A 23399-nucleotide genomic window follows, 5' to 3' on the forward strand; every position below is an offset into this window, starting at 1 on the left:
ATGGCAGCGCAGGCCCCCTCATCCGGCCGCTACGCGGCCACCTTCTCCCCGGCGGGGAGAAGAGGTTGGCGCCGGCGTCGGCAATCTCCTCTCCCCGCCGGGGAGAGGTCAGCCGAGCGAAGCGGAGGCTGGGTGAGGGGCCGCTCCACCCCGCTTTGCCTTCCCCCGCTTTGCCTTCCCCGCCCCCTTGCCGCTATGATGCGCGCGGCTTGGTTTTGGGGGGATCGGCATGTCGGAAATCGCCACGGGTACGACCTCGCTGCTGCGCGCCTCGCTCAGCCGCACCGGCAAATGGGCGGCGAGCTTCGCCTTTATCAGCGGCGCGGTCGGCGACGTGCTCAACCCGCTCGGCCCTTTTGCGGCCTACATCGCGCTGGTCGCGGCAATCGCGGCCATCATCATCGCCGTCGCCGTCGTGCTGCGCCTGGTGCTGGCGGCGAAAGCCATGCCGGCGCTGATCTTCGCCACCAGTGCTGCCGCGATCGCCGGCGGCGTCTACGGCATCCAGCAAGAGACGAATTCGCAGAACGGCGTCGTCGCCACGCTGGTGCCAGCGGTGGCGCAATTGCAGCAGTCGCTGGGCATCGTCTCCGAAAAGGTGGCGAAGATCGAAAAGACCGTCACCGAAACCCAGAAGACCGTCGAGGAGGTCAAGAAGTCCACCGACATTGTGGCGAAGACGACTGACGAGATCGCGCAGGCACAGAAGCAGCAGACCGAGCAGGGCGCTGAGACGCAGAAGACGGTCGAGGCGGTCAAGCAGACCACCGACACCTTGGCCGCCGGCCAGCAACAGCAGCAGGCGCAGGCGCAGAAGCTGCAGGCGACCACCGAGCAGATCGCCGCTTCGATCGACACCATCGCCAAGGGCTTTGCGCAGCTGTCGGCGCAGGGCGGCGCGATCGCCGACCCGAAGCGTCCGGACGAGTTCTACCACAATGCCCGCGTCTACGAGCTGGCCGGCGATATGCTCAATGCCCGCCGCTCCTACCTCGCTTTTGCTGGCTTCGATGTCGACGCCATCGACCCTTATACGCGCTTTGCCACGCTGCTCAGGGTCCAGGACGGCAAGGCCGGCGCCCGCGAAGTGTTCGGCCAGCTCGCCGAAAAGGCCAAGGCGCCGTCGATCAAGCTCGTCCACCTCTTGCAGTTCGACGACGCCCAGCGGCTCGACAAGCTCAACGCCTTCATCGCGGCCAACCCGGATTACGCGCCGGCTTACTTCCTCCTGGCGCAGGAATTTTCCGAGGACCGCCTCGGCAGCCAGACGCTCGCCGACAAGCGCAGCGAGGCGCAGGCGCTGACCAAGTTCGTCTCCTACGAAAAGGATGGCGGCCTGCTCAAATATTTCGTCGACCAGACGCAACTGGCCGACTGGCTCGACCGCAGCCGCAGCCGGCTGGCAGCGCTTGGCGACGTGCTCGACCCGTCGCGCTTCGCCCCGACCTTGACGCCGACGCGGTCCAATGCCGGCTGGTCGATGACGATCTCGCTGCCCGAGCCGGCGACGGCGATTTCCTGGCGGCTCGGCGACTCTGGCCCGTTCACCGACACCGGCCTGCTTGCCTTGAACGACCAGCGCACCGGCAAGCCGATGCCCAATCCGAGCTTCGAGCTGCCCGACAGCACCGCGGCCACCACCATCGGCATCAAATATCTCGACACAAGGGGCCGCGAGACGGGCCCGTTCGACATCCGTTTCGATCCGGATTCCGCCCTGCAGCAGGGCAACAAGCAGATCCTCGACCAGTTCTGGACCTCGTGGATCGCCTTCGACGCCGGCGGCAATCGCGGCCTGGTCTATTTCACCCAGATGCTCTCTTTCCGCTGCGCCATCAAGCAGGTTCGCTACAGCCTGAACGGCACCGCGCTCGACAAGGAGATCAAGATGCCGCCCTGCGACGCCAAGGACCCCTACGCCATCCCCGCCGACTACCAGCCCTACTTCAAGGTGAAGGACGAGGTGAAATCGATGGCGGTGCAGGTGACCTATACGGACGGAACGAAGTCGCCGGTCAGGGAATATAAGAGGCAGTAGCGCTCCCACCCTCCCCCTTGTGGGGAGGGTCGATCCGCGCAGCGGATCGGGGAGGGGGTCGAAAAAAAGACTCTTTTGTTGAACCCCCACCCCGTCAAGCGTTCTTCGCTTCGCTACGACCGCTCGCCGACCCTCCCCACAAGGGGGAGGGTGGAGCTGATGCAAAATGCCGATCACCCTGCTTGCGCACCCGCCACCGGACAGGCTTTGCTGCCGCCGGAAAAGATTCGGGGGGAGGGCATTCATGGACACGGTCACGATCGGCGCAAGGGGCATCTCGGTTTCCCTCGATCTCGCCGTCGGCCATATCGCCGCCATGCAGGTCGAGGCCGGGGGCCGTATCCTGCAGCCGCTGCACCGTGCGCCCTGGGTTGGCGCGTCGCGCGAGTCGCTGCCGGAAAACCTGTCCGAAGGCACGGTGCGCCTTTCCGGCGATTTCCTCTGTGCGCCGTTTTCCGCCAGTGACGTCGAGGCGGCGCCCCTGCATGGCTGGCCGGCCAACAGCGAATGGGATGTCGTCGAGAACGGCGCCATCGCCGGCGGCTGGCGCGCCGTCTTCCGGCTGCGCCGCAAGGTGATGGGCGCGGCTGTCGACAAGGTCTTCACGCTGCGCGACGGCCACCCATTCCTTTACCAGGAGCACATCCTTTCCGGCGGCTCAGGCGCCATCTCCGTCGCCCATCATCCGATGACGGCGATGCAAGGCGGCGGCCGGCTTGCCTTCTCGCCCAAGCGGCTGGCGGTGACGCCCGCGGCGCCGCTGGAGCCCGATCCGGCGCGCGGCCGCTTCATGCTGGCTTACCCCGCCCGCGCCACCGACCTTGCGCAGTTCCCGCTCGCCGCCGGCGGCACCGCCGATCTCGCCGACTACCGCATGGAGGACAGGCGCGAGGATTTCATCACCCTGGTCGAGGCCGATCACGGCGGCCCGGGCTGGACGGCGATCGCCCGCCGCGCCGAGCGGGACCTGGTGCTGGTGCTGAAAAACCCGGCCGAGCTGCCGGTCACCATGCTGTGGTTCAGCAATGGCGGCCGCGATTACGCGCCGTGGAGCGGCCGCCATCTCGGCGTGCTCGGCATCGAGGACGGCCGCGCCGCGGTCGGCCACGCCGCTTCGCTCGGCGACAACTGGCTGAAGCATGAAGGTGTCGCCACGGCCTTCACGCTGGGCGAGGGGCGGTCGGTCTCGTTCCGTCATGTGATTGGCGCGGTTCCGTTGGCCCAGGCCGAACCGAGCGGGATCGAAACCGCGCGCGACCGATTGCGCATTCTTGCTCCGAACGGCACGACGAAGGAGGTGCCGTTCGATGACGATTTCCTGCGCATCGGCCGTCCGGAGCCGGCGTGAGGTTCAGGCCAGGACGCCTGAGAGTTCGTCATTCCAGGGCGAAGCTTCAAGGGCGGGATGATGAAGTACTGTGGCGCCGCGTTCCTTCACACCCCCTCTGTCCGGCAGGACAGAGGGGGTGCTGTCCCGCCGGCATTTCGGATTTCTGCGCCGCTGCGGCGGCATGCGACTGCTAGCTCGCCGTCCAGGTTTGAAATTTCCGCCGACACCCGCCAAAATGCACCTGAGATTGCCAATGGAAAGCCGCCGATGTCCGACCTAGCCCATATCACTGCCGCCATTTTCAAGCGCGCCGGCAAAGCCAAGCGGTTCGTCGTTGCCATTGCCGGCCCGCCGGGAGCCGGCAAGTCGACCATATCGGGCAGGTTGCATGAATTGCTGCCGGAAGGCACATCCGAAATCGTGCCGATGGACGGCTTTCATTATGACGACATCATTCTCAACCGCCGCGGCCTGCGTTCGCGCAAAGGCGCGCCGGAAACGTTCGATTTTGCCGGTTTCGAGACGCTGTTGAAGCGCATCCGCTCCGGCGAACCCGATATCGCCATCCCGGTGTTCGATCGCGATATCGAACTGTCGCGCGCGGCGGCCGAGATCGTTTCCGCCGACACCAAGTTCATCCTGGTCGAGGGCAATTACCTGCTGCTCGACGAGGAACCGTGGTCGCGGCTGGCGCCTTTGTTCGATTTCACCATCTTTGTCGATGTGCCGCGCAATGAGCTCGAGCGCCGGCTGATGGAGCGCTGGCGCGGCCATGGCAAGTCCGATGAGGACGCGCTGGCCTGGATCGCATCCAATGACATGCCCAACATCGAGCGGGTGCTGGCACGGCGCCGGCCGGCGGACATGGTCATTAGTTAATGACGGTCATTGGTCAATGACTGGTCATTGGTTAATGACCCTGGTGATTGGTTAACCTGCTCAATTTTCGATATTTTCCGGCCGGAACTTTAAGGTTTCCAGGCCGTTATGACGCCATTCCGAATTGTCCGGCGCCGGAGCAATTCCAGGAAAGCGTGCAACCGCTTCCGTCCGGAGTTGCGAAAAGAACATTGCAGGAGCCGTCAGATGGCAACCAACAGCAGAAAACCCGCGCCCAGGAAAAACCGGGCCGCCCAGTCCAGGGCGACGCAGGCCAAGGCCAGCGCCGGCCCGGCGATCGCCGAGCGTTCGAAAGATGCCAAGCCGGCTTTCGGCAAGGCGGCGCCGAAGAAAGTGACGCCTGGCGCGGCTCACAAGGTTGCGGCCAAGAGCGCGACGCACCCCAAGCCGGCGGCAAAGAAGTCGGGACCGATCCGCACCGCAGCGAGCGTTGCGACAGGAGCGGTCGTCGCCACCGCGCGGCTCGCGGCCTCCATGTTCGGCCGCGGTGGCGCCAAGGCCAAGGCGAAATAGGCGCCTAAAGCTTACGAAATTCGACGGAAGGCTACGGCGAGGTCACAAGGCCCGACCGTGCACACCCTTGCCGGAATTGCTTTCAACCCTTCGCCGGGATGGTGAGGCCTCTCGTCACCGCAGGCCGCGCCAGGCCGCGCTCCAGCCAATCGGCGACGGTCGGGAAATCGTCGAAGCCGACCAGTTCGCGCGCCTCGTAGAAGCCGATCAGGTTGCGCACCCAGCCCAGCATCGACACATCGGCGATGGTGTAGTCGTCATCCATGATCCACTTGCGGCCCTTGAGGCGCGTTTCCAGGACGCCGATCAACCGCCGCGACTCGTCGCGGTAACGCTCCAGCGGCCGCTTGTCGGCGATTTCGCGCCCGGCGAATTTGTGGAAGAACCCGACCTGCCCGAAGATCGGGCCGATCGCCGCCATCTGGAAGAACACCCATTGGATCGTCTCGTAGCGCCGTGCCGGATCGGCGGGAATGAGCTTGCCGGTCTTGTCGGCCAGGTAGAGCAGGATGGCGCCGGACTCGAACAGGCCGATCGGCTTGCCGCCCGGACCGTCCGGGTCGATGATCGCCGGTATCTTGCCGTTCGGATTGAGCGATAGGAATTCCGGCGTCCAGCTCTCGTTCTTGCCGATATCGATGTAATGCGGCTCGTAGGGCAGGCCGATCTCCTCCAGCGCGATCGACGCCTTCACGCCATTGGGCGTCGTGGCGGAATAAAGCTGCAGGCGATCGGGGTGCTTGGCCGGCCAGCGCTTGGCGATCGGAAAGGCGGACAGGTCGGTCATCGGAACTCCGGATGCGGATTGGCGCCGGGCGGCGCTCATGGCGGGTGGGGAAGAATTAGGACCCTTGCCGGCCTGGATCAATACACCGGCAGCCGGCTTGCCGTGCACACAGTCAACCGGGTGATTTACCCGGACGCAATTCCAAACGGAAAACCGCTCCACGCTTTTCCTGGAATTGCTTTGCGATCAGACCGCCTTGAAGGCCAGCACCGCATTGGTTCCGCCGAAGGCAAAGCTGTTGCTGAGCGCGGCGCGCACCTTGCGCTCGCGCGCCACGTTCGGTGTCACGTCGAGGTCGCATTCCGGATCGGGCTCGCGGTAATTGGCGGTCGGCGGCACGATGCCGTCGCGGATAGCCATGACGCAGGCGATCATCTCCAGGCCGCCGGAAGCACCGAGGCAATGCGCATGCATCGACTTGGTCGAGGACACCGAAAGCGAAGCGGCATGCTCGCCGAAAACCCGCTTGATCGCCGCGGTCTCGATCTGGTCGTTGGCCTTGGTGCCGGTGCCGTGCGCGTTGAGGTAGTCGACATCTTCCGGATTGAGCCCGGCATCCGCCAGGCAGAAACGCATGGCCGCTTCCGGTCCCTCGACGGTCGGCGCGACGATGTCGGAGGCGTCGGCCGAAAGCCCGATGCCGGCGATCTCGGCCAAGATGGTGGCGCCGCGCGCCATCGCGTGATCGTAGCTTTCGAGCACCGCCATGCCGGCGCCTTCGCCGAGCGAAAGGCCTTGGCGGTCGGCCGAGAACGGCCGGCACGTATCGGGCGAAAGCACCCTGAGCGCCTCCCAGCCCTTCAGCACGCCCCACACCAGCGGCGCCTCGGTGCCGCCGGCAAGCATGACGTCGGCGCGGCCGAGCCTGATCTGGTCGACCGCCGTGGAAATCGCATGGTTGGCCGACGAGCAGGCCGAAGTGGCGCCGAAAACAGGGCCGCGCAGCCCGAGATTCATGCTGACCTGGCCGGCGGCCGCACCCGGCATTACTTTCGGCACGGTGAAGATGGCGGCGCGGCTGCGTCCCTCGATCAGGATCGCGCGGTAATTCTCCTCGATGGTCTCGAAGCCCGCGACGCCGATGCCGACGATTGCGCCCATCCGGTAGGTGTTGTCGGCATGCGCCACCAGGCCCGCCTGCTGCATGGCTTCCCGCGCCGCGATCACCGCCAGCAGGCTGAAGCGGTCCATCGACACGACCTGCTTGCGGTCGATGCCGTGGTCCGGCAGCTGCTTGATCTCGCAGCCGACCTTGACCTTGAGGTCATGCAGCGATGGATTGTCGATCGGGCCGATGGCCGACCGGCCGTCGCGCATGGCGTCCCACATCGCCGGCACGTCGTTGCCGAGCCCGCAAATCCCGCCGATCCCGGTGATGACGACGCGTTTCAGCATGCAGTCAGGCTTTTTTCGCGATCAGTTCGCGAACCGCCTCGACCATGTCGCCGACGTTCTTGAGATTGCTCCAGGCGTCGACCGTGTTCATCTCGATCTCGATGCCATATTTTTCCTCGAGATCGAAGATGATCTCGGTCAGCTCCAGCGAATGGATGCCGAGCGTGCCGAGATCGGTGCTGGTGGTGATTTCCTCACCGCCGGTATCTGCATGCGCTTTGATCTTTTCGATGATCTCGGTCGTCAGCTGGTCAGCCATTCGGTTCCTTCCCTGTCGTTTCCCGACGCCAACTGATCAGCGTCCTTTTTTGGCCCCCCCGGATCCCAACAAACGCCGTTGCCTTTCCCTCGCCAGGCACCGCGCGACCGCTCCAGCGTGGCTTCCCTCTATAGAAACCGAAACGATGTCAAGCAACAAGCGATATATCGACAAAGCCGTAGGAGTGCTTAACCTGGGGTCGTGGACATGATCGAAAACATTTTGGCATCCTTGCCTGCCCCTCCTTCGGCCGCCGCTCCTATGCCCGCCACGCAACGTGTTGCCGGGCTAGGCAGGCTTTTCTGCGGCAAGAGCGATGACCGCACGCGCCTGCGGCGGCTTTACCAGGCCGGATCGGCCAAGATCCGGCTGCCGTCGGTGCAAGGCGATCCGCTCGAGGCGGTGCTGATCAACACCGCGGGCGGCCTGACCGGCGGCGACCGCCTCGGTTGGACGATCGAGGTTGGCGCCGACGCCTCCGCCTCCATCACCACCCAAGCCTGCGAGAAGGTCTATCGCGCCGCCGCCGACAGGGCCGAGACAAGCGTCGGCCTGCGGGTCGGTCCGGGCGGCCGCATCGCCTGGCTGCCGCAGGAAACCATCGTTTTCGATCGTGCCGCCTTCGCCCGCACGCTGGATGTCGAGCTCGCCGAGGATGCAGAGGCCCTGGTGCTCGAAGCCACGCTGTTCGGTCGGCTTGCGATGGGCGAGCGGACGCTTCAGGGCAGTTTCCATGACCGCTGGCGGGTCCGCCAGGGCGGCGCGCTGATCCATGCTGAGGATTTCCGCGTCAGCCCGGATATCGCCGCGATGCTTCGGCGGCCGGCGGCGACCGGGGGCGCGCTTGCCGTCGCCACACTGCTGCTCGTTTCGCCGCAAGCGGAAAGCCTGCTGGAGCCGGCCCGCGCTATCATCGGCGGCCCCGTTGACGGTGCCCCTGTCGGTGGTTCGGGCGGCGCCAGTTTCTGGAGCGTCGGCCGATCTGGCAAGCTTCTTGCGAGGCTCTGTGCCGGCGATGGCTACCAGCTCCGCAAGCGGCTGGTTCCGCTCGTCGAACTGCTCAATGGGCGGGCGGGCCTGCCTAAATTGTGGTCACTCTGATTTCGATTGCCGGGACATTGCATGAACCTGACGCCGCGTGAAAAAGACAAGCTGCTCATCGCCATGGCGGCGATCGTGGCGCGCAAGCGGTTGGAGCGTGGCGTCAAGCTCAACCACCCGGAGGCCATCGCCTTGATCACCGACTTCGTCGTCGAAGGCGCGCGCGACGGCCGCCCGGTCGCCGAATTGATGGAGGCGGGAGCGCATGTCATCACCCGCGCCCAGGTCATGGATGGCATCGCCGAGATGATCCACGACGTCCAGGTCGAAGCGACGTTTCCCGACGGCACCAAGCTGGTGACCGTGCACGAACCCATAAGGTGAGACCGATGCTGGAGCTCAGGCCCAATTGCGAATGCTGCGACAAGGATCTGCCGCCGGAGGCGACCGATGCGCTGATCTGCACCTTCGAATGCACCTTCTGCGCCGACTGCGTGGACAATGTGCTGGGCGGCGCCTGTCCGAATTGCGGCGGCAATTTTGCGCCGCGGCCGATCCGGCCGGCAGCCAAGCTGACGAAATATCCGCCATCGACCAGGCGCGTGCTCAAGGCCGAAGGCTGCGGTCCGCGCAAGGCCGCTTAACCGGGTCAATTGGAAAGGGCAGAAAGATGATCTCCGCTTCGACGAAACGCAGCACGCTCGCCGTCATCTTGTTGCTGGCCGCGGCGATGCCGGCCGAAGCCCATGTCGGCATAGGCACGACCTCTTCCTTCGCCGCCGGTTTCGCGCATCCGCTGTCCGGGCTCGACCATATGACGGTCATGGTCGCCGTCGGCCTGTGGGCGGCGATGAAGGGCGGCAAGGCGGTCTGGGCATGGCCGCTCGCCTTCGTCGGCGTCATGCTGGTCGGCGGCGCGCTCGGCATGCTGCATGTGCCGGTGCCTTTCGTCGAGCCGGGCATCCTCGCATCCGTCGTGGCGCTCGGCCTGCTGGTGGCGCTGGCGATCGACCTGCCGGTCTCTGCCGGTGTCGCTGTCATCGGATTGTTCGCGCTGTTCCACGGCCACGCCCATGGCACCGAAGTGCCTGAAAATGCCGGCGGTCTCGAATATATCGCGGGCTTTGCCGTGGCGACGGCGCTGCTCCACGGCATCGGCATCGCATCCGCCCTCGCGCTTGGCCCGCGCTTCCGCAGCCTGGCGCGCGCCGCCGGTGCCGCCTGCGCGGCGGTCGGCGTCGGCCTGGTCTTCGGCGTTTTGTGAGGGCACGATGATCCCCGGCGAAGTCATTGCGGCCAAGGGCGAGATCGAGCTCAACAAGGGCCGGCCGACCGTCACGCTCAAGGTTGCCAACAGCGGCGACCGGCCGATCCAGGTCGGCAGCCACTATCACTTCTTCGAGACCAATGAGGGCCTGAAATTCGACCGCGAACGCGCGCGCGGCATGCGGCTCGATATCGCTGCCGGCACCGCCACGCGCTTCGAGCCGGGTCAGGAGCGCGATGTCACGCTGGTGCCGCTCGGTGGCAAGCGCGAGGTCTATGGCTTCCAGCAGAAGGTGATGGGCAAGCTGTGACGTCCGGCAAGCTATGATGAGGTCTTGGACGCTCAAATCACTTCGGGGGCTTGGCGGCGGCGTAGATGACGATCTTGCCGGGATTGTCGAACTCCACCGCAAGCACGTCCTCGGCCATCACGCGCCGCGAATCGATCGCGTTGAAGAGCAGGGCGTTCGCCTCGATCTCCTGGCGCAGTTCGGCAACATCATCCTGATGCTGCTTTACCTTGTTCTCGATGGCCGGCGGCGGCCCGCCTTCGCTGCGCGCCGCATCGGTCAGGAACACGATGTCGACCGTGTCGAGCTTGGTGGTCTTGCGCACCGTGCCGATATTCTCGCGGGTGCGGTCGATGGCCGTGATGACCTTTCCGGCTTCCGTCCTGGCGAGCGTCTCCTCCTGACGGATATCGGAATCGACGATTGCCGCGTCCGGCCTGTCGTTGTTCAGCGGCTGCGCCGCGGACACGGCATGGGGCGCGGCCGTGAAAAGCGCGGCGGCAACCACAGAACTCCATTTTGCAAGACGCGGGGCCTTCGCCATTACTCGCTCCTGGCTGAATTTGTGGCGGGGCGAAAACAGCAAAACGACCCGGCTTGGCCGGAGGTTCCCTTCAAAAGTTGGCCGGCGGACCGCAGGGCGGCCCGCCTTGGCAGGCGATCAGCTTGCCTTCTTCGTGATCAGCGTCAGCGCGCCATTGGGCTGCATGCTGGCGGCGATCACCTGCGCCGAAGTCACGCCCTTGGCCTCGAGCGCGGATTTCACCTTGGGTGTCGCGTCGATGGACTTGCGCAATGTCTGCAGGCCTGCATCGCCGCGCTGCGCCACGATCTGGTTGACCTGGGTCTGCGTATCCTTCGGCAGTTCGGTGATATCGACGACGTTGACGCTCTGGATTGCCGGCGCGGCAGTCTGGGACTTCGGCGCGGGCTGCGCGGGTGCCGCCGGCGCCGGATTGGGCTGCGGCGTTGGCTGCTGCTGGGCGCTCGCCGCCCCCGCCATCATCAGGGTGGCGGCTGCGGCGACAAGTATCGCTGTGCGCATGGATATTCCTTCCATCGGCTTGGGAGTGATACCGCCCGCCTCAACGGCCCGATGGGAACGCCCAAATGGGCACTCAAAGTGTCGCCGAGCGGGTCATTGCGTGACCATTGGATGGCGACAATGTGTACCTCGCACTCAATCAACCTGAATTTAGGGAGCAATCGCTGATGGCCAGGATAACCCGCGCCGCCTATGCGCAGATGTACGGCCCGACCGTCGGTGACAAGGTGCGGCTTGCCGACACCGAGCTCTTCATCGAGGTCGAGAAGGATTTCACCGTCCATGGCGAGGAAGTAAAATTCGGCGGCGGCAAGGTCATCCGCGACGGCATGGGCCAGAGCCAGGTCACGCGGGCGGGCGGCGCCGTCGATACCGTCATCACCAATGCGCTGGTCGTCGACGCGCTCGCCGGCATCGTCAAGGCCGATGTCGGCCTGAAGGACGGCCGCATCGCCGCAATTGGCAAGGCCGGCAACCCCGATACGCAGGACGGCGTCACCATCATCATCGGCCCAGGCACCGAGATCATCGCCGGTGAAGGCAAGATACTCACGGCCGGCGGCTTCGACGCGCACATCCATTTCATCTGCCCGCAGCAGATCGAGGAAGCGCTGATGAGCGGCATCACAACGATGCTCGGCGGCGGCACGGGTCCTGCGCATGGCACTTTAGCCACCACCTGCACGCCCGGCCCCTGGCACATGGCACGCATGATCCAGTCCTTCGACGCGTTCCCGATGAATATCGGCCTGTCGGGCAAGGGCAATGCCTCGCGGCCGTCGGCGCTTGAAGAGATGGTGCTGGCCGGCGCCTGCTCGCTGAAGCTGCATGAGGACTGGGGCACCACGCCTGCCGCCATCGACTGCTGCCTGTCGGTTGCCGACGAGTTCGACGTGCAGGTGATGATCCACACCGACACGCTGAACGAGTCAGGGTTCGTCGAGAACACCGTGGCGGCGATCAAGGGCCGCACCATCCATGCCTTCCACACCGAAGGCGCGGGCGGCGGCCACGCCCCCGACATAATCAAGGTCTGCGGCCTGCCCAACGTCATCCCGTCCTCGACCAACCCGACCCGGCCCTACACGGTCAACACGCTGGCCGAGCATCTCGACATGCTGATGGTCTGCCATCATTTGTCGCCGTCGATCCCCGAGGACATCGCCTTTGCCGAAAGCCGCATCCGCAAGGAGACGATCGCGGCCGAGGACATTTTGCACGACATCGGCGCCTTCTCGATCATCTCCTCCGACAGCCAGGCCATGGGCCGTGTCGGCGAGGTGGCGATCCGCTGCTGGCAGACCGCCGACAAGATGAAACGCCAGCGCGGCGCGCTGCCCGGCGAGACCGGCGACAACGACAATTTTCGCGTCCGCCGCTACATCGCCAAATATACGATCAATCCGGCGATCGCGCATGGCTTGTCGAAGGAGATCGGCTCGATCACCGCCGGAAAGCGGGCCGATCTGGTGCTGTGGAACCCGGCCTTCTTCGGCGTCAAGCCGGAGATGGTGCTGGTCGGCGGCACGATCGCTGCCGCGCCGATGGGCGACCCCAACGCTTCGATCCCGACACCGCAGCCGATGCACTACCGGCCGATGTTCGGCGCCTATGGCAAGGCGCTGACCAATTCATCGGTGACCTTCGTCTCCAAGGCTGCCTTCGATGCCGGCCTGCAATCGAGGCTCGGCGTCGACAAGGCGATGGTCGCGGTCGAGAACACCCGCGGCGGCATCGGCAAGCATTCCATGGTGCTCAACGACGCCACGCCGCATGTCGAGGTTGATCCGGAGACCTACGAAGTGAGGGCCAACGGAGAGTTGCTCACCTGCGAGCCGGCGACGGTGCTGCCGATGGCGCAAAGGTATTTTCTGTTTTAGGAATGCTGCCATCGAACGCTATTTTGAAGGCACGTCATGGCGACGAAGGAAGATATCCTAGAGCAAATTGTAGAAGAGTATCTTATACACAGAGGGTATTTCGTCAGACACAACGTAAAATTTCTTCCGCGAAAAGATCATCCGGATCATGTAGTAAATCAGGATTCAAATCATAGCGATATTGATGTCTTAGGGTATCATCCAAAACTTCAGGGACCCGAGAGGGTTATCGCCGTCAGCTGTAAGAGCTGGCAGAGTGGCTTTGATCCTCGTGCTTTGATTGCTGCCATTGAAGGAAAGAAGATCATTTACGGCCGCGAGGCTTGGAAGGGCTTTCGTGAACTCTGCATTCCAAAGTGGTCGGACGCGTTCGTCCAAGCTGTCTTTGAGGCGACCGGCGCTGCCAATTTCACGTACATGAATGCAGTTACAAACCTCCGCGGCGACCGATTGGTTTGGGAAAGATATGCGCCATTTATTCAGGCCATGGGTGGCAATCCTTTGAAAATCGTCACATTCCGAGAAATGATTGGCGATATCCAAACCAAGCTCACAAAAACGCTTGCTGCAACCGAGGTTGGTCGAATGCTTCAGCTTTTTCAGGCAGCGGGCATTAGGATGGGCGACAACTGAGCATAGCGCCTATGGAACAGCAAATCGCCTCCCCGCACGACATCTTCCCGCATATCCGCATCGTCATGGGCATGGTGATCGGCCTTGGCGTCACCCGGCTGCTTTCGGGAACCGCCCGCATCGTCCAGCATCCTGGCCAGTACCGGCTCTATGCGGTGCATCTGGCCTGGGTCGCCTCGGTGCTGTTGATGCTGGTGCATTTCTGGTGGTGGGAGTTCGGCCTCTACGCCATCGAAAACTGGACCTTCGGCAAATACCTGTTCATCATCTTCTACGCGATCACGCTGTTCCTGCTTTGCGCATTGCTGTTCCCGGATTCGATGCTCGATTACACTGGCTACGAGGATTATTTTTACTCGCGCCGCGCCTGGTTCTTCGGGCTGCTCGGCTTCACCTATCTGCTCGACGTGGTCGACACGCTGCTCAAGGGGCCGGAGCATTTCGCCCGCTTCGGCAACGAGTATCTGTTCCGCACGCCGGTCTTCGTGGCGCTCTGCCTGGTGGCGATCCTGGTGCGCGACCGCCGCTTTCACATCGCCTTCGTCGCGGCGGCGTTGATCTATCAGATATCGTTCATCCTGCGGCTCTTCGACACGATCGTATGATTATGGCGGATGGTCTAGAGTCCGGCGAAAGGCAGGATTCAACTATGTATAAGGCCGTCGGATCGCGCGGGTCGCGGGTCAGCCGGGTGCTCTGGATGCTTGAGGAACTCGGGCAGCGCTACGAGTTCGTCGAGGTCAAATTGCGCTCGGCCGAGGCCTATGCGCTCAATCCCTCCGGCAAGGTTCCGATCCTGATCGACGGCGATCTCAGGATCACGGATTCGGCGGCGATCTGCGTCTATCTGGCGGACAAGCATGCCGATAAGGGCATGGGGGCCAATCCCGGTCTCGCCGGCCGTGCCGAGATGGATTCCTGGACGCATTTCGCCCAGAGCGAGCTCGAAGCGCCGCTGTGGAACAAGCTGCGCCACCGCTTCGTTCTGCCCAAGGACGTCCGCGTCGATGTCGGCCCGGCCGCAGCTTATGATTTCGCATCCGAAATAAAGGCGTTGGACCGTCGGCTCGGTGACAGGCTGTTCGCGCTCGGCGACCGCTTCTCGGCGGTTGACGTCCTGCTTGGCGACATGGGCGGCTGGGCCCGCGCCGGACGGTTTGCGATCGAGTCCGAACGGGTAAATGCCTATTTCGATCGCGTGCTGTCTCGACCAACTCGTGCACGTGCGCAAGCTAATGGCGGAGCCATGAAATGAAGCTCAACATCAACACCGATTTCACCAAATTCCCGCGCGCCGTCTCGGTTCTTCCAGCCGGCGAAGCCGGCTCGACGGCACCCTATGACAAGGCCGTGCTACCGCATGACGAGCGGCATCTGCGCCGCCGCGCCATCGAGACGGCGGCCGGCGACAAGGTGCTGGTCGACCTGCCCGAGCCGGTGGCTCTGAACAATGGCGACCGACTGGTTCTGGAAGACGGCCGTCAGCTCGAGATCGTCGCGGCGCCGGAGGAGGTCTACGACATCCGCGCCCGCAATGCTGTTCATCTCGCCGAGCTTGCCTGGCACATCGGCAACCGTCATCTTGCCGCAAGCATCGAGCCGGACCGCATCCTCATCCTGCGCGACCATGTCATCAAGGCGATGCTCGAAGGTCTCGGCGCCACCGTAAGCGAGGTTTCGCAACCGTTCAGCCCGGTGCGCGGCGCCTATTCCGGGCATGGCCACGATCACGGCCATTCGCATGACCATCATGATCATGACCACGATGATCACGACCACCACGACCATAGCCACCACGACCATAGCCACCACCATCACCATGACTGAGCAGCTTTCCACCGTCGCGCTGCTGCGGCTGATGGCCTGGCTGTCGCCGGCCTTTCCGGTCGGCGGCTTCTCCTACAGTCATGGCCTCGAGCGCGCCGTGCAGGATGGGCTGATCGCCGATCGCGAAGATCTCGCCTTCTGGCTGGAGACGCTGGTCGAAATAGGTTCCGGCTGGAACGATGCCGTGCTCTTCGCCGAAAGCTGGCGCCGCGCGCGTGATGGTGGCGACCTGGCGGAAGTCGCCGCGCTGGCCGAGGCGCTCGCCGGATCGAGTGAGCGCCATCTCGAGACCATGCTGCAGGGCACAGCCTTTCTCCAGGCAGCCGCCGCCTGGCCGTCTCCGGCGTTGGAGCGTTTGCCGGCCGATTGCCCCTACTGCATTGCGGTTGGCGCTGTTGCCGGCAGCGGCGGCATCGCACTCCCTGAGGCGCTGTCCGCCTTCCTGCAAGCTTTCTTCTCCAATCTGGTGCAGGCGGCGATCAGGCTAGGCGTCATTGGTCAGGTCGATGCCGTCGCATTGTTAGCCGGCTTCGAGCCTCTGGCGCTGGCGACTGCATCACGCGCCGCCGCTTCCAGCCTGGACGATCTGGGCGGCGCGGCCTTTGTCTCAGACATCATGGCGATGCAGCACGAAACACAATATTCGCGGCTGTTCCGGTCATGACCGTCCTCGCTGTCATCCTCTCCTTCGTGCTGCTCCTGATCACCACGCTGCATGTCTATTGGGGCATAGGCGGCATCTGGCCCGGCACGGATCAGGCGTCCTGCGCCCGCACCGTCGTCGGCTTCCGCGGTGTCGACGAGATGCCGTCGTCGTTGGCGAGTTTTGCTGTCGCCGCTTGCCTCGCGCTGGCGACGCTCTGGCCGCTGGCGCTGGCCGGCGTCTTTGCCACGCCCTTTCCCAGAGAGGGGCTTGCTGCCACGGCGCTGATGATCGGCCTCGTCTTCCTCGGCCGCGGCATCGCCGGCTTCACGCCCTGGTGGCGCCGGCTTGCGCCCGAGCAGCCTTTCGCACGGCTCGACCAGCGCCTTTATTCGCCGCTCTGCCTGTTGATCGGGCTGGGCTTTGCAATCCTTGCCATCACGGAGTTTCCGGCATGACGTCGAAAAACGGTCCTCTTCGCATCGGCATTGGCGGCCCGGTCGGCTCCGGCAAGACGACGCTCACCGAAAAGCTCTGCAAGGCGCTGCGCGATGACTTTTCCATCGCCGTCGTCACCAACGACATCTACACCAAGGAAGACGCGATGATGCTGGCGCGCCTGCAGGCGCTGCCGGAGGAGCGCATCGTCGGCGTCGAGACCGGCGGCTGCCCGCATACGGCCATCCGAGAAGATGCCTCGATCAATCTGCGGGCGATCGCGGAGCTGAACAAGAAATTCCCGGACCTCGACATCATCTTCATCGAGTCCGGCGGCGACAATCTCGCCGCCACCTTCTCGCCCGACCTTGCCGATCTGACGCTTTATGTCATCTCGGTCTGCCAGGGCGAGGAGATCCCGCGCAAGGGCGGCCCGGCCATCACCCGTTCGGATTTCCTGGTCATCAACAAGAGCGATCTGGCGCCCTATGTGAACGTCAATCTCGACGTCATGGAGAACGATGCCGGTCGCATGCGCGGCAAGCGGCCATTCGGCTTCACCGACCTGTCGCGCGGCAAGGGGTTGCAGGAAGTGATCGACTTCATTGTCGAGCAGGGCGGACTGCAGTCGGCGCGCACGGCGGCTTGATCCGCTGAGCCACCAATTATCGGTTGCTGGCGGCCACCACGCGCGGCATTCTCGTAAAACAAAACCCAAGCGGAGGATTTCGATGAGCCTTGCCCGCCTGCACAAGGAACCGCTGAGCAACCTGCCCTATTACGAGGAGCGGGTCGACCTCGCCGCCGCCTTCCGCTGGACCGCCCGGCTGAACATGCATGAGGCGGTGGCCAACCACTTTTCGCTGTCCGTCAACGAGGACGGCACCAAGTTCCTGATGAATCCCAACCAGGTGCATTTCTCGCGCATCAAGGCGAGCGACCTGCTGTTGATCGACGCCAACGATCCCGAAACGCTGTCCGGTCCCAATGCGCCCGATCCGACCGCCTGGGGCCTGCACGGCGCCATCCACCGCAACGTCCCGCATGCGCGCTGTGCCATGCATGTCCATTCGATCCACGCCACAGTGCTTGCCTCGCTGGCCGACTCGACGCTGCCACCGGTCGACCAGAACTCGGCCATGTTCTTCAACCGTCATGTCGTCGACGCCAACTATGGCGGTCTGGCTTTCGAGGAAGAGGGCGAGCGCTGCTCGCAGCTTCTGACCGACCCCAAGGTCAAGGTGATGGTCATGGGCAATCACGGCGTGATGGTCATCGGCGACAGTGTCGCCGACGCCTTCAACCGCATGTTCTATTTCGAGCGCGCCGCCGAGACCTACATCAAGGCGCTGTGGACCGGCCGCCCGCTGCGCACGCTCTCCGACGAGATCGCCGAGAAGGCCGCGCGCGAAATGGACGACTACCCCGGCCAGGCCGAGCGCCATCTTGCCGAGCTGAAGGCGATCCTCGACGAGGAAGAGCCGGTCTACCGGAATTAAAACTTCTTCCTTCTCCCCATTCACGGGGAGAAGGTGCCGGCAGGCGGATGAGGGGCAGCGCCGGCTTTGGCGGTTTTCTCAGAGCCCCAGCTGCGCCCGCAATTCCTCGGCGCTGTTGATGACGATAGCGCCGGGCGGGCCTTCCATCGGCGCTTCCGGCCAGAAGATCGTCTTCATGCCGGCCGCGACCCCGGCCGTGGCGCCGGTCACGCTGTCGTCGACCGCGACTGCATCCGCCGGATCGACGCCGGCCAGATAAGCCGCGCGCAGGAAAGGCTCGGGATACGGCTTGCCTTCGATCACGTCGTTGCGGCTCACCGTGCGCATGCCGGGATAGATAAGGCCGACGGCGGTTAGATTGGCGTCGACGATCAGTCGGTCGGAATTGGACACAACCGCCTGCTCGACGCCGAGCGCGCGCAATTCGTTGAACACTTCGATCGCGCCGGGGCGTGGCTTCAGCGTTTCGGCCAGCGGCAGATAGTGATCGTATTTGCGCACGATCCAGTCGTCGAAGGGCAGGCCAAGACCGAACTCGTCGCGCAGCATCTCGTAGACCGGCCATGCGGCGATGCCCAGCACGCGCTGGTGCAGGTCGACCGGCGGCGCGACGCCGACGCTGCGCAGCGCCGCCACCAAAGCGGCCTCGTGCAGCGGCTCGCTGTCGACCAGCGTCCCGTCCATATCCCAGAAAACGGCTTTCGGCGTCATGCGCGGCTCCCTTCGCCGATCCCCTTAGTCGGTTTCCCGGTGGAGATAAACCGTCTGGCTGGCAAATGGTTGGACAAGCGGCCTATTGGTCCGTCGGGAGTTCGCAACACTCCTAAGCAATTGCTCTTTCGATAGACAATTGCGCGCGGGCATATTCGCTGTAAGCTAGGGTGCCCGTTTCAGTGTTGAACGGGCTGGGAGGCAGGACGTGAATTCGCGACAGGAACCCGGCAGCACCAGGTTGGACGACGCCGCGCGCGCCGGCTGGCTTTATTATGTTGCCGGCAACACACAGGACCAGATCGCCGCCAAACTAGGTATTTCCCGGCAGACGGCGCAGCGCCTGGTATCGCTCGCCATGTCGGAGGGCCTGATCAAGGTGCGTGTCGATCATCCGATCGCCAACTGCCTCGACCTTGCCGCGCGGCTGAAGTCGCGCTTCGCGCTCGACCTAGTCGAAGTGGTGCCGAGCGATCCGACCTCGTCCTCGACGACGATCGGCATTGCCGAGGCCGCCGCCGCCGAGATCGAACGCCGGCTGCGTTCGTCGTCACCCATCGTCATGGCGATCGGCACCGGGCGCACGCTGAAGGCGGCGATCGAGCAACTGCCGCCGATGGAATGCCCGCAGCACAAGGTGGTGTCCTTGACCGGCAACATCTCGCCCGACGGCTCGGCCGCCTTCTACAACGTCATCTTCACCATGGCCGACCGCGTCAAGGCACGGTCCTTCCCGATGCCGCTGCCGGTCATCGCCTCCTCGCCGGAGGAGCGCGAGATGCTGCTCAACCAGCCGATGATCCAGCCGACCCTGGCGCTGGCGGCCGAGGCCGATGTCACCTTCGTCGGCATCGGCGACCTCGGTCCCAGGGCGCCGCTCTATGAGGACGGCTTCATTTCGGAAAGCGAGTTGAAGGCGCTGCAGAAGGCCGGCGGCATCGCCGAGATCGTCGGCTGGGTCTTCGATCGCGAAGGCCGCATGATCGAGGGCATCACCAACGACCGCGTCTCCTCCGCCGCGCTGCCGTCGCGGGAAAAGTCGCTGGTCATCGCTTTGGCCATGGGCGAACGCAAGCTGCCGGGCATCCTGGCGGCCGTCAACCGCCGGCTGGTCAATGGCCTCATTACCGATGAACGGACGGCCGAAGCCCTGCTTGCCGCCTGATTGCCGATTAAAAGAGCCGGCTATTGCGAGCGGCCGCGCGGATCGTTGCCATCGAGAAAGCCCATGTCGCGCTGCAGATGCTCCGGCAATTCGCGGACGTCGATATAGCCGCGTCGGCGACCCGAAAACCGCGAGAATTCCCGCGCCAGCATGAAAAACCAGCCGCGTACCGGGGTTGAAACGAGTTTTTCCTGAACCGTGACCATGATCTTCAGCCTTCGCAATGCTTGAACTGTATTGATCGTCGACCCCAAATATCGGGTTGGCCCGTTCGCGCTTCCAATTAAACCTCGATCATGACCCATAAGGAGGCCTTATGCCCGATCTCAGCTCTCCGCAGCTTGCGCCGCTGCCGCCCCTGCAGGCTATCCGGGTGTTCGAGGCAGTGGCCCGGCACCTGTCCTTCACCAGGGCGGCGCAGGAACTGGGCATGACCCAGGCCGCGGCGAGCTACCAGATCAAGCTGCTCGAGGAGCGCATCGGCGCGCCGCTGTTCCTGCGCCGTCCACGGCAGATTGAATTGACCGAGCCCGGCCAGCGCCTGGCGCCCGCCGTCAGCGAGGCCTTCGCCATCCTGGCTCAGGCCTATGCCGCGGCGCGCGGCGGCGCCGACGGCCTGCTATGCGTCACCACCGTGCTGACCTTCGCCTCGAACTGGCTGGCGCAGCACCTGGGCGCGTTCCAGCTTGCCCATCCGGCGCTTGCCGTGCGGCTCGACACGTCGAGCCGGCTGACCGATTTCGCGCGCGAGGACGTCGATCTCGCCATCCGTTCGGGCGGCGGCAAGTGGCCGGGCCTGGAGGCGCACAAGCTGCTCGACGCCGATTTCACCCCGATGCTGAGCCCGAAGCTCGCCGCGAGCATCGGCGGCGTCAAGGAGCCGGCCGACCTGCTGCGCTTGCCGATCCTCGACCCCGGCGACATCTGGTGGACGCAATGGTTCGAGGCCGCCGGCGTAAGCGGTCATGACCTCGCCAAACGGCCCGGCTCGAGCATGGGCGCGCAGGCCTATGAGGCGAACGCGGCGATGGCCGGCCATGGCGTTGCGATCCTGACCCGTGCGCTGTTCAAGAACGAACTCGCCGACGGCCGCCTGATCCAGCCCTTCGACCTTGTCGGCGATGACGGCCATGCCTATTGGCTGGTCTATCCGACGGCGCGCCGCAACGTGCCGAAGATCCGCGCCTTCCGCGACTGGATCCTGGCCGAGATCGCCTGTCCGTAGGCCAACAGCCCCTCAGCTTCCTCCCCGAAATAGCCCGACCGCGTCGCCGGACCGGGGTCACGTCGCGTCATTTCTGCTGCGGCGCAGCATAGATTCCGGCTTGACATAATTCACACCAAGTGAGTAATTGCTCAAAGCCAAGGCAAATGCTCATCTTGGTTTAAGGGAGGAATTTGATGAAACTTCGCACGCTCACCCTGGGCCTGTTGTCGGCCAGCGCCCTTGCGTTCGCCGCGCATGCCGAATCCATCACCATCGCCACCGTCAACAACGCCGACATGATCCGCATGCAGACGCTGACGGACGACTTCGCCAAGGCGAACCCCGACATCAAGCTCAACTGGGTCACGCTCGAAGAGAACGTGCTGCGCGAGCGCGTCACCACCGACATCGCCACCAAGGGCGGCCAGTACGACGTCATGACCATCGGCACCTACGAGGTTCCGATCTGGGCCAAGCAGAGCTGGCTGCTGCCGCTCGACAAGCTCGGCGACGACTACGACGCCAAGGACATCCTGCCGGCCATCGCCGGCGGCCTTTCGGTCGACGGCAAGCTCTATGCCGCGCCGTTCTACGGCGAAAGCTCCTTCGTCATGTACCGCAAGGACCTGATGGAGAAGGCCGGCCTCAAGATGCCCGACGCGCCGACCTGGGACTTCATCAAGCAGGCCGCCGACAAGATGACCGACCGCGCCAACGGCGTGAACGGCGTGTGCCTGCGCGGCAAGGCCGGCTGGGGCGAGAACATGGCCTTCCTCACCGCCATGTCGAACTCCTTCGGCGCCCGCTGGTTCGACGAGAACTGGAAGCCGCAGTTCGATCAGCCGGAATGGAAGAACACGCTGCAATTCTATGTCGACCTGATGAAGGCCGACGGCCCCGAGGGCGCTTCGTCCAACGGCTTCAACGAGAACCTGGCGCTGTTCCAGCAGGGCAAGTGCGGCATGTGGATCGATGCAACTGTCGCCGCATCCATGGTCTCCGACCCGAAGAGCTCGAAGGTCGCCGACAAGGTCGGCTATGCGCTGGCGCCCGACACCGGCCTCGGCAAGCGCGGCAACTGGCTCTGGGCCTGGTCTCTGGCGATCCCCGCCGGCACCCAGAAGGCCGATGCCGCCGAGAAGTTCGTGTCGTGGGCAACCAGCAAGCATTATTCCGAGCTGGTCGCTTCCAAGCTAGGCTGGGCCAGCGCTCCTCCGGGAACGCGCACCTCGCTCTACGCCAATGCCGAGTACCAGAAGGCTGCGCCTTTCGCCAAGATGACGCTGGACTCCATCAACGCCGCCGATCCGACGCATCCGACCGTCAAGCCGGTGCCCTATGTCGGCGTGCAGTTCGTCGCCATTCCTGAATTCCAGGGCCTCGGCACCACCGTCGGCCAGCTCTTCTCGGCCGCGCTTGCCGGCCAGTCGAGCGTCGACGATGCGCTGAAGCAGGCCCAGGACGCAGCCACGGCGGCGATGACCGAAGGCGGCTACATCAAGTAAGGCTCCTCCCGGTGCCGAATGCCGGTCGCGCATCATGACCGGCAGGTGGCCGCCCGAAACCCAGTTCGGGCGGCCACCCTTCAAAATCGGGAAAGTACTGGCGCAACTCTGAAAATCCGGCTGACTTTGGGAGGGTGACCATCATGGCTACTCAGCAAACCCGTTCGCTTGCCCGTTTCATGATGGCCCCATCGGTCGTCCTGCTGTTTGTCTGGATGATCGTGCCGCTGGCCTTCACGCTGTGGTTCTCGTTCCAGCAGTACAATCCGCTCAATCCGATCCGCGATGGTTTCGTCGGCTTCTCCAATTACGCGCTGTTCTATTCCAACCCGGCCTTCCTGCAGTCGATCCTCAACACGCTCACCATCGTCGTCAGCGTGCTGGTCATCACCGTGGTCGGCGGCATTCTGCTCGCGCTGCTTATAGATCAGCCGATGTGGGGCCAGGGGATCGTACGCATCCTGGTGATCTCGCCGTTCTTCGTGATGCCGCCGGTTGCCGCCCTGGTATGGAAGAACATGATCATGCATCCGCAATACGGTGTCTTTGCCGATATTGCGCGCTTCTTCGGCGCCGAGCCGGTCGACTGGTTCGGGCAGCATCCGCTCACCGCGATCATCATCATCGTCGCCTGGCAATGGCTGCCCTTCGCGACACTGATCCTGCTCACCTCGCTGCAGTCGCTCGACGGCGAGCAGAAGGAAGCCGCCGAGATGGACGGCGCCGGCTTTATCAGCCGCTTCATCTATCTGACGCTGCCGCATATGTCGCGCGCCATCACCGTGGTGATCCTGATCCAGACGATCTTCCTGCTCTCGGTCTATGCCGAGATCCTGGTCACCACCAATGGCGGCCCGGGCTACGCCTCCACCAACCTGCCCTTCCTGGTCTACCAGAAGGCGCTGCTGGAGTTCAAAATCGGCCAGGCGTCCGCCGGCGGCGTGATCGCCGTCATTCTCGCCAACATCGTCGCCTTCTTCGCCATGCGCGCCGTCGGCAAGAACCTGGACAAGTAAGGGAGGATAAG

29 protein-coding genes are annotated in these 23399 nt (G+C 64.2%); 22 read left to right on the forward strand and 7 right to left on the reverse strand.

The annotated features are described in order from the left end of the window. The first annotated feature begins 229 nt into the window (after nt 1-229). From AC0L2L_RS01270 to AC0L2L_RS01285, 4 genes are all read left to right on the forward strand, one after another. The gene (locus AC0L2L_RS01270; protein ID WP_473575621.1) at nt 230-2038 is read left to right on the forward strand and encodes a methyl-accepting chemotaxis protein; all 1809 of its coding nucleotides are present in this window, start codon (nt 230-232) and stop codon (nt 2036-2038) included. A 244-nt stretch (nt 2039-2282) separates the two neighbouring features. Then, a complete protein-coding gene (locus AC0L2L_RS01275; RefSeq protein ID WP_473575622.1) occupies nt 2283-3386 on the forward strand; it encodes a hypothetical protein in 1104 nt (367 codons plus the stop codon). Between the two features lie 249 nt (nt 3387-3635). After that, complete coding sequence (locus tag AC0L2L_RS01280) at nt 3636-4247, forward strand: nucleoside triphosphate hydrolase (RefSeq protein ID WP_473575624.1); 612 nt, start codon at nt 3636-3638, stop codon at nt 4245-4247. Nucleotides 4248-4454: 207 nt separating this feature from the next. After that, nucleotides 4455-4781: a hypothetical protein gene (locus tag AC0L2L_RS01285; RefSeq protein ID WP_473575626.1), complete on the forward strand. Its 327-nt coding sequence runs from the start codon at nt 4455-4457 to the stop codon at nt 4779-4781. An 82-nt stretch (nt 4782-4863) separates the two neighbouring features. Here the strand turns inward: AC0L2L_RS01285 and AC0L2L_RS01290 are convergent, their stop codons facing one another. The 3 genes from AC0L2L_RS01290 to AC0L2L_RS01300 form a co-directional block, all read right to left on the reverse strand. Then, the gene (locus AC0L2L_RS01290) at nt 4864-5568 is read right to left on the reverse strand and encodes a glutathione S-transferase family protein (RefSeq protein WP_473575627.1); all 705 of its coding nucleotides are present in this window, start codon (nt 5566-5568) and stop codon (nt 4864-4866) included. Between the two features lie 186 nt (nt 5569-5754). Continuing rightward, the gene (locus AC0L2L_RS01295; protein ID WP_473575629.1) at nt 5755-6963 is read right to left on the reverse strand and encodes a beta-ketoacyl-[acyl-carrier-protein] synthase family protein; all 1209 of its coding nucleotides are present in this window, start codon (nt 6961-6963) and stop codon (nt 5755-5757) included. Nucleotides 6964-6967: 4 nt separating this feature from the next. Continuing rightward, nucleotides 6968-7222 (reverse strand): acyl carrier protein, encoded by a 255-nt coding sequence (locus tag AC0L2L_RS01300; protein ID WP_126063251.1) that lies wholly within the window; start codon nt 7220-7222, stop codon nt 6968-6970. 261 nt (nt 7223-7483) lie between these two features. Here AC0L2L_RS01300 and AC0L2L_RS01305 point away from each other — a divergent pair, with 261 nt between their 5' ends. The 5 genes from AC0L2L_RS01305 to AC0L2L_RS01325 are packed head-to-tail and all read left to right on the forward strand — an operon-like array spanning nt 7484 to nt 9840. Beyond that, nucleotides 7484-8323 (forward strand): urease accessory protein UreD, encoded by an 840-nt coding sequence (locus AC0L2L_RS01305; protein ID WP_473575632.1) that lies wholly within the window; start codon nt 7484-7486, stop codon nt 8321-8323. A gap of 21 nt (nt 8324-8344) precedes the next feature. Then, nucleotides 8345-8647, forward strand: coding sequence for an urease subunit gamma (locus AC0L2L_RS01310; protein WP_027167035.1), 303 nt, complete (start codon nt 8345-8347; stop codon nt 8645-8647). 5 nt (nt 8648-8652) lie between these two features. Next, nucleotides 8653-8907, forward strand: coding sequence for a DUF1272 domain-containing protein (locus AC0L2L_RS01315; protein ID WP_473575634.1), 255 nt, complete (start codon nt 8653-8655; stop codon nt 8905-8907). Between the two features lie 26 nt (nt 8908-8933). Further along, a complete protein-coding gene (locus AC0L2L_RS01320; RefSeq protein ID WP_473575636.1) occupies nt 8934-9527 on the forward strand; it encodes a HupE/UreJ family protein in 594 nt (197 codons plus the stop codon). 7 nt (nt 9528-9534) lie between these two features. Next, a complete protein-coding gene (locus AC0L2L_RS01325) occupies nt 9535-9840 on the forward strand; it encodes an urease subunit beta (protein WP_473575638.1) in 306 nt (101 codons plus the stop codon). Nucleotides 9841-9877: 37 nt separating this feature from the next. Here AC0L2L_RS01325 and AC0L2L_RS01330 read toward each other — a convergent pair whose 3' ends face one another. Further along, on the reverse strand, nt 9878-10363 hold the full coding sequence (locus AC0L2L_RS01330) for a hypothetical protein (RefSeq protein WP_473575640.1): 486 nt from the start codon (nt 10361-10363) through the stop codon (nt 9878-9880). 117 nt (nt 10364-10480) lie between these two features. After that, complete coding sequence (locus AC0L2L_RS01335) at nt 10481-10864, reverse strand: hypothetical protein (RefSeq protein ID WP_027167040.1); 384 nt, start codon at nt 10862-10864, stop codon at nt 10481-10483. A gap of 167 nt (nt 10865-11031) precedes the next feature. Here AC0L2L_RS01335 and ureC point away from each other — a divergent pair, with 167 nt between their 5' ends. From ureC to AC0L2L_RS01380, 9 genes are all read left to right on the forward strand, one after another. Beyond that, the gene (ureC, locus tag AC0L2L_RS01340) at nt 11032-12744 is read left to right on the forward strand and encodes an urease subunit alpha (RefSeq protein ID WP_473575642.1); all 1713 of its coding nucleotides are present in this window, start codon (nt 11032-11034) and stop codon (nt 12742-12744) included. Between the two features lie 36 nt (nt 12745-12780). Further along, a complete protein-coding gene (locus AC0L2L_RS01345) occupies nt 12781-13377 on the forward strand; it encodes a hypothetical protein (protein WP_473575644.1) in 597 nt (198 codons plus the stop codon). A gap of 11 nt (nt 13378-13388) precedes the next feature. Next, on the forward strand, nt 13389-13982 hold the full coding sequence (locus AC0L2L_RS01350) for a hypothetical protein (RefSeq protein ID WP_473575646.1): 594 nt from the start codon (nt 13389-13391) through the stop codon (nt 13980-13982). A gap of 44 nt (nt 13983-14026) precedes the next feature. Beyond that, nucleotides 14027-14632, forward strand: a complete 606-nt coding sequence (locus tag AC0L2L_RS01355; RefSeq protein WP_473575648.1) for a glutathione S-transferase family protein — start codon at nt 14027-14029, stop codon at nt 14630-14632. Beyond that, nucleotides 14629-15204, forward strand: a complete 576-nt coding sequence (gene ureE, locus AC0L2L_RS01360; protein ID WP_473575650.1) for an urease accessory protein UreE — start codon at nt 14629-14631, stop codon at nt 15202-15204. The genes AC0L2L_RS01355 and ureE overlap by 4 nt, the downstream gene beginning before the upstream one ends. Next, the gene (locus AC0L2L_RS01365) at nt 15197-15868 is read left to right on the forward strand and encodes an urease accessory protein UreF (protein ID WP_473576082.1); all 672 of its coding nucleotides are present in this window, start codon (nt 15197-15199) and stop codon (nt 15866-15868) included. Before ureE ends, AC0L2L_RS01365 begins: the two co-directional genes overlap by 8 nt. Then, nucleotides 15865-16305: a DUF3995 domain-containing protein gene (locus tag AC0L2L_RS01370; protein WP_473575651.1), complete on the forward strand. Its 441-nt coding sequence runs from the start codon at nt 15865-15867 to the stop codon at nt 16303-16305. Before AC0L2L_RS01365 ends, AC0L2L_RS01370 begins: the two co-directional genes overlap by 4 nt. Then, on the forward strand, nt 16302-16934 hold the full coding sequence (ureG, locus tag AC0L2L_RS01375; protein WP_473575653.1) for an urease accessory protein UreG: 633 nt from the start codon (nt 16302-16304) through the stop codon (nt 16932-16934). The genes AC0L2L_RS01370 and ureG overlap by 4 nt, the downstream gene beginning before the upstream one ends. 82 nt (nt 16935-17016) lie before the next feature. Beyond that, nucleotides 17017-17784, forward strand: coding sequence for a class II aldolase and adducin N-terminal domain-containing protein (locus tag AC0L2L_RS01380; protein WP_027167048.1), 768 nt, complete (start codon nt 17017-17019; stop codon nt 17782-17784). A 78-nt stretch (nt 17785-17862) separates the two neighbouring features. Here the strand turns inward: AC0L2L_RS01380 and AC0L2L_RS01385 are convergent, their stop codons facing one another. Further along, nucleotides 17863-18495, reverse strand: coding sequence for an HAD family hydrolase (locus tag AC0L2L_RS01385; protein ID WP_473575656.1), 633 nt, complete (start codon nt 18493-18495; stop codon nt 17863-17865). Between the two features lie 208 nt (nt 18496-18703). On the opposite strand from AC0L2L_RS01385, the gene AC0L2L_RS01390 reads away from it, so the two are divergent. Beyond that, on the forward strand, nt 18704-19660 hold the full coding sequence (locus tag AC0L2L_RS01390) for a sugar-binding transcriptional regulator (protein ID WP_473575658.1): 957 nt from the start codon (nt 18704-18706) through the stop codon (nt 19658-19660). 20 nt (nt 19661-19680) lie between these two features. Here AC0L2L_RS01390 and AC0L2L_RS01395 read toward each other — a convergent pair whose 3' ends face one another. Continuing rightward, nucleotides 19681-19866, reverse strand: coding sequence for a hypothetical protein (locus tag AC0L2L_RS01395; protein WP_473575660.1), 186 nt, complete (start codon nt 19864-19866; stop codon nt 19681-19683). 110 nt (nt 19867-19976) lie between these two features. Between AC0L2L_RS01395 and gcvA the strand changes: the two genes are divergently transcribed. From gcvA to AC0L2L_RS01410, 3 genes are all read left to right on the forward strand, one after another. Continuing rightward, nucleotides 19977-20885 carry a transcriptional regulator GcvA gene (gene gcvA / locus AC0L2L_RS01400; protein ID WP_473575661.1) on the forward strand — a complete coding sequence of 303 codons (909 nt, stop codon included), beginning with the start codon at nt 19977-19979 and terminating at the stop codon, nt 20883-20885. Between the two features lie 176 nt (nt 20886-21061). Beyond that, entirely contained in the window at nt 21062-22372 is a 1311-nt protein-coding gene (locus tag AC0L2L_RS01405; RefSeq protein ID WP_473575663.1) for an ABC transporter substrate-binding protein, read from the forward strand. Between the two features lie 143 nt (nt 22373-22515). After that, nucleotides 22516-23388 (forward strand): carbohydrate ABC transporter permease, encoded by an 873-nt coding sequence (locus tag AC0L2L_RS01410; protein WP_473575665.1) that lies wholly within the window; start codon nt 22516-22518, stop codon nt 23386-23388. Nucleotides 23389-23399 lie beyond the last annotated feature (11 nt).

Source organism: Mesorhizobium sp. WSM4832, from assembly GCF_055811115.1.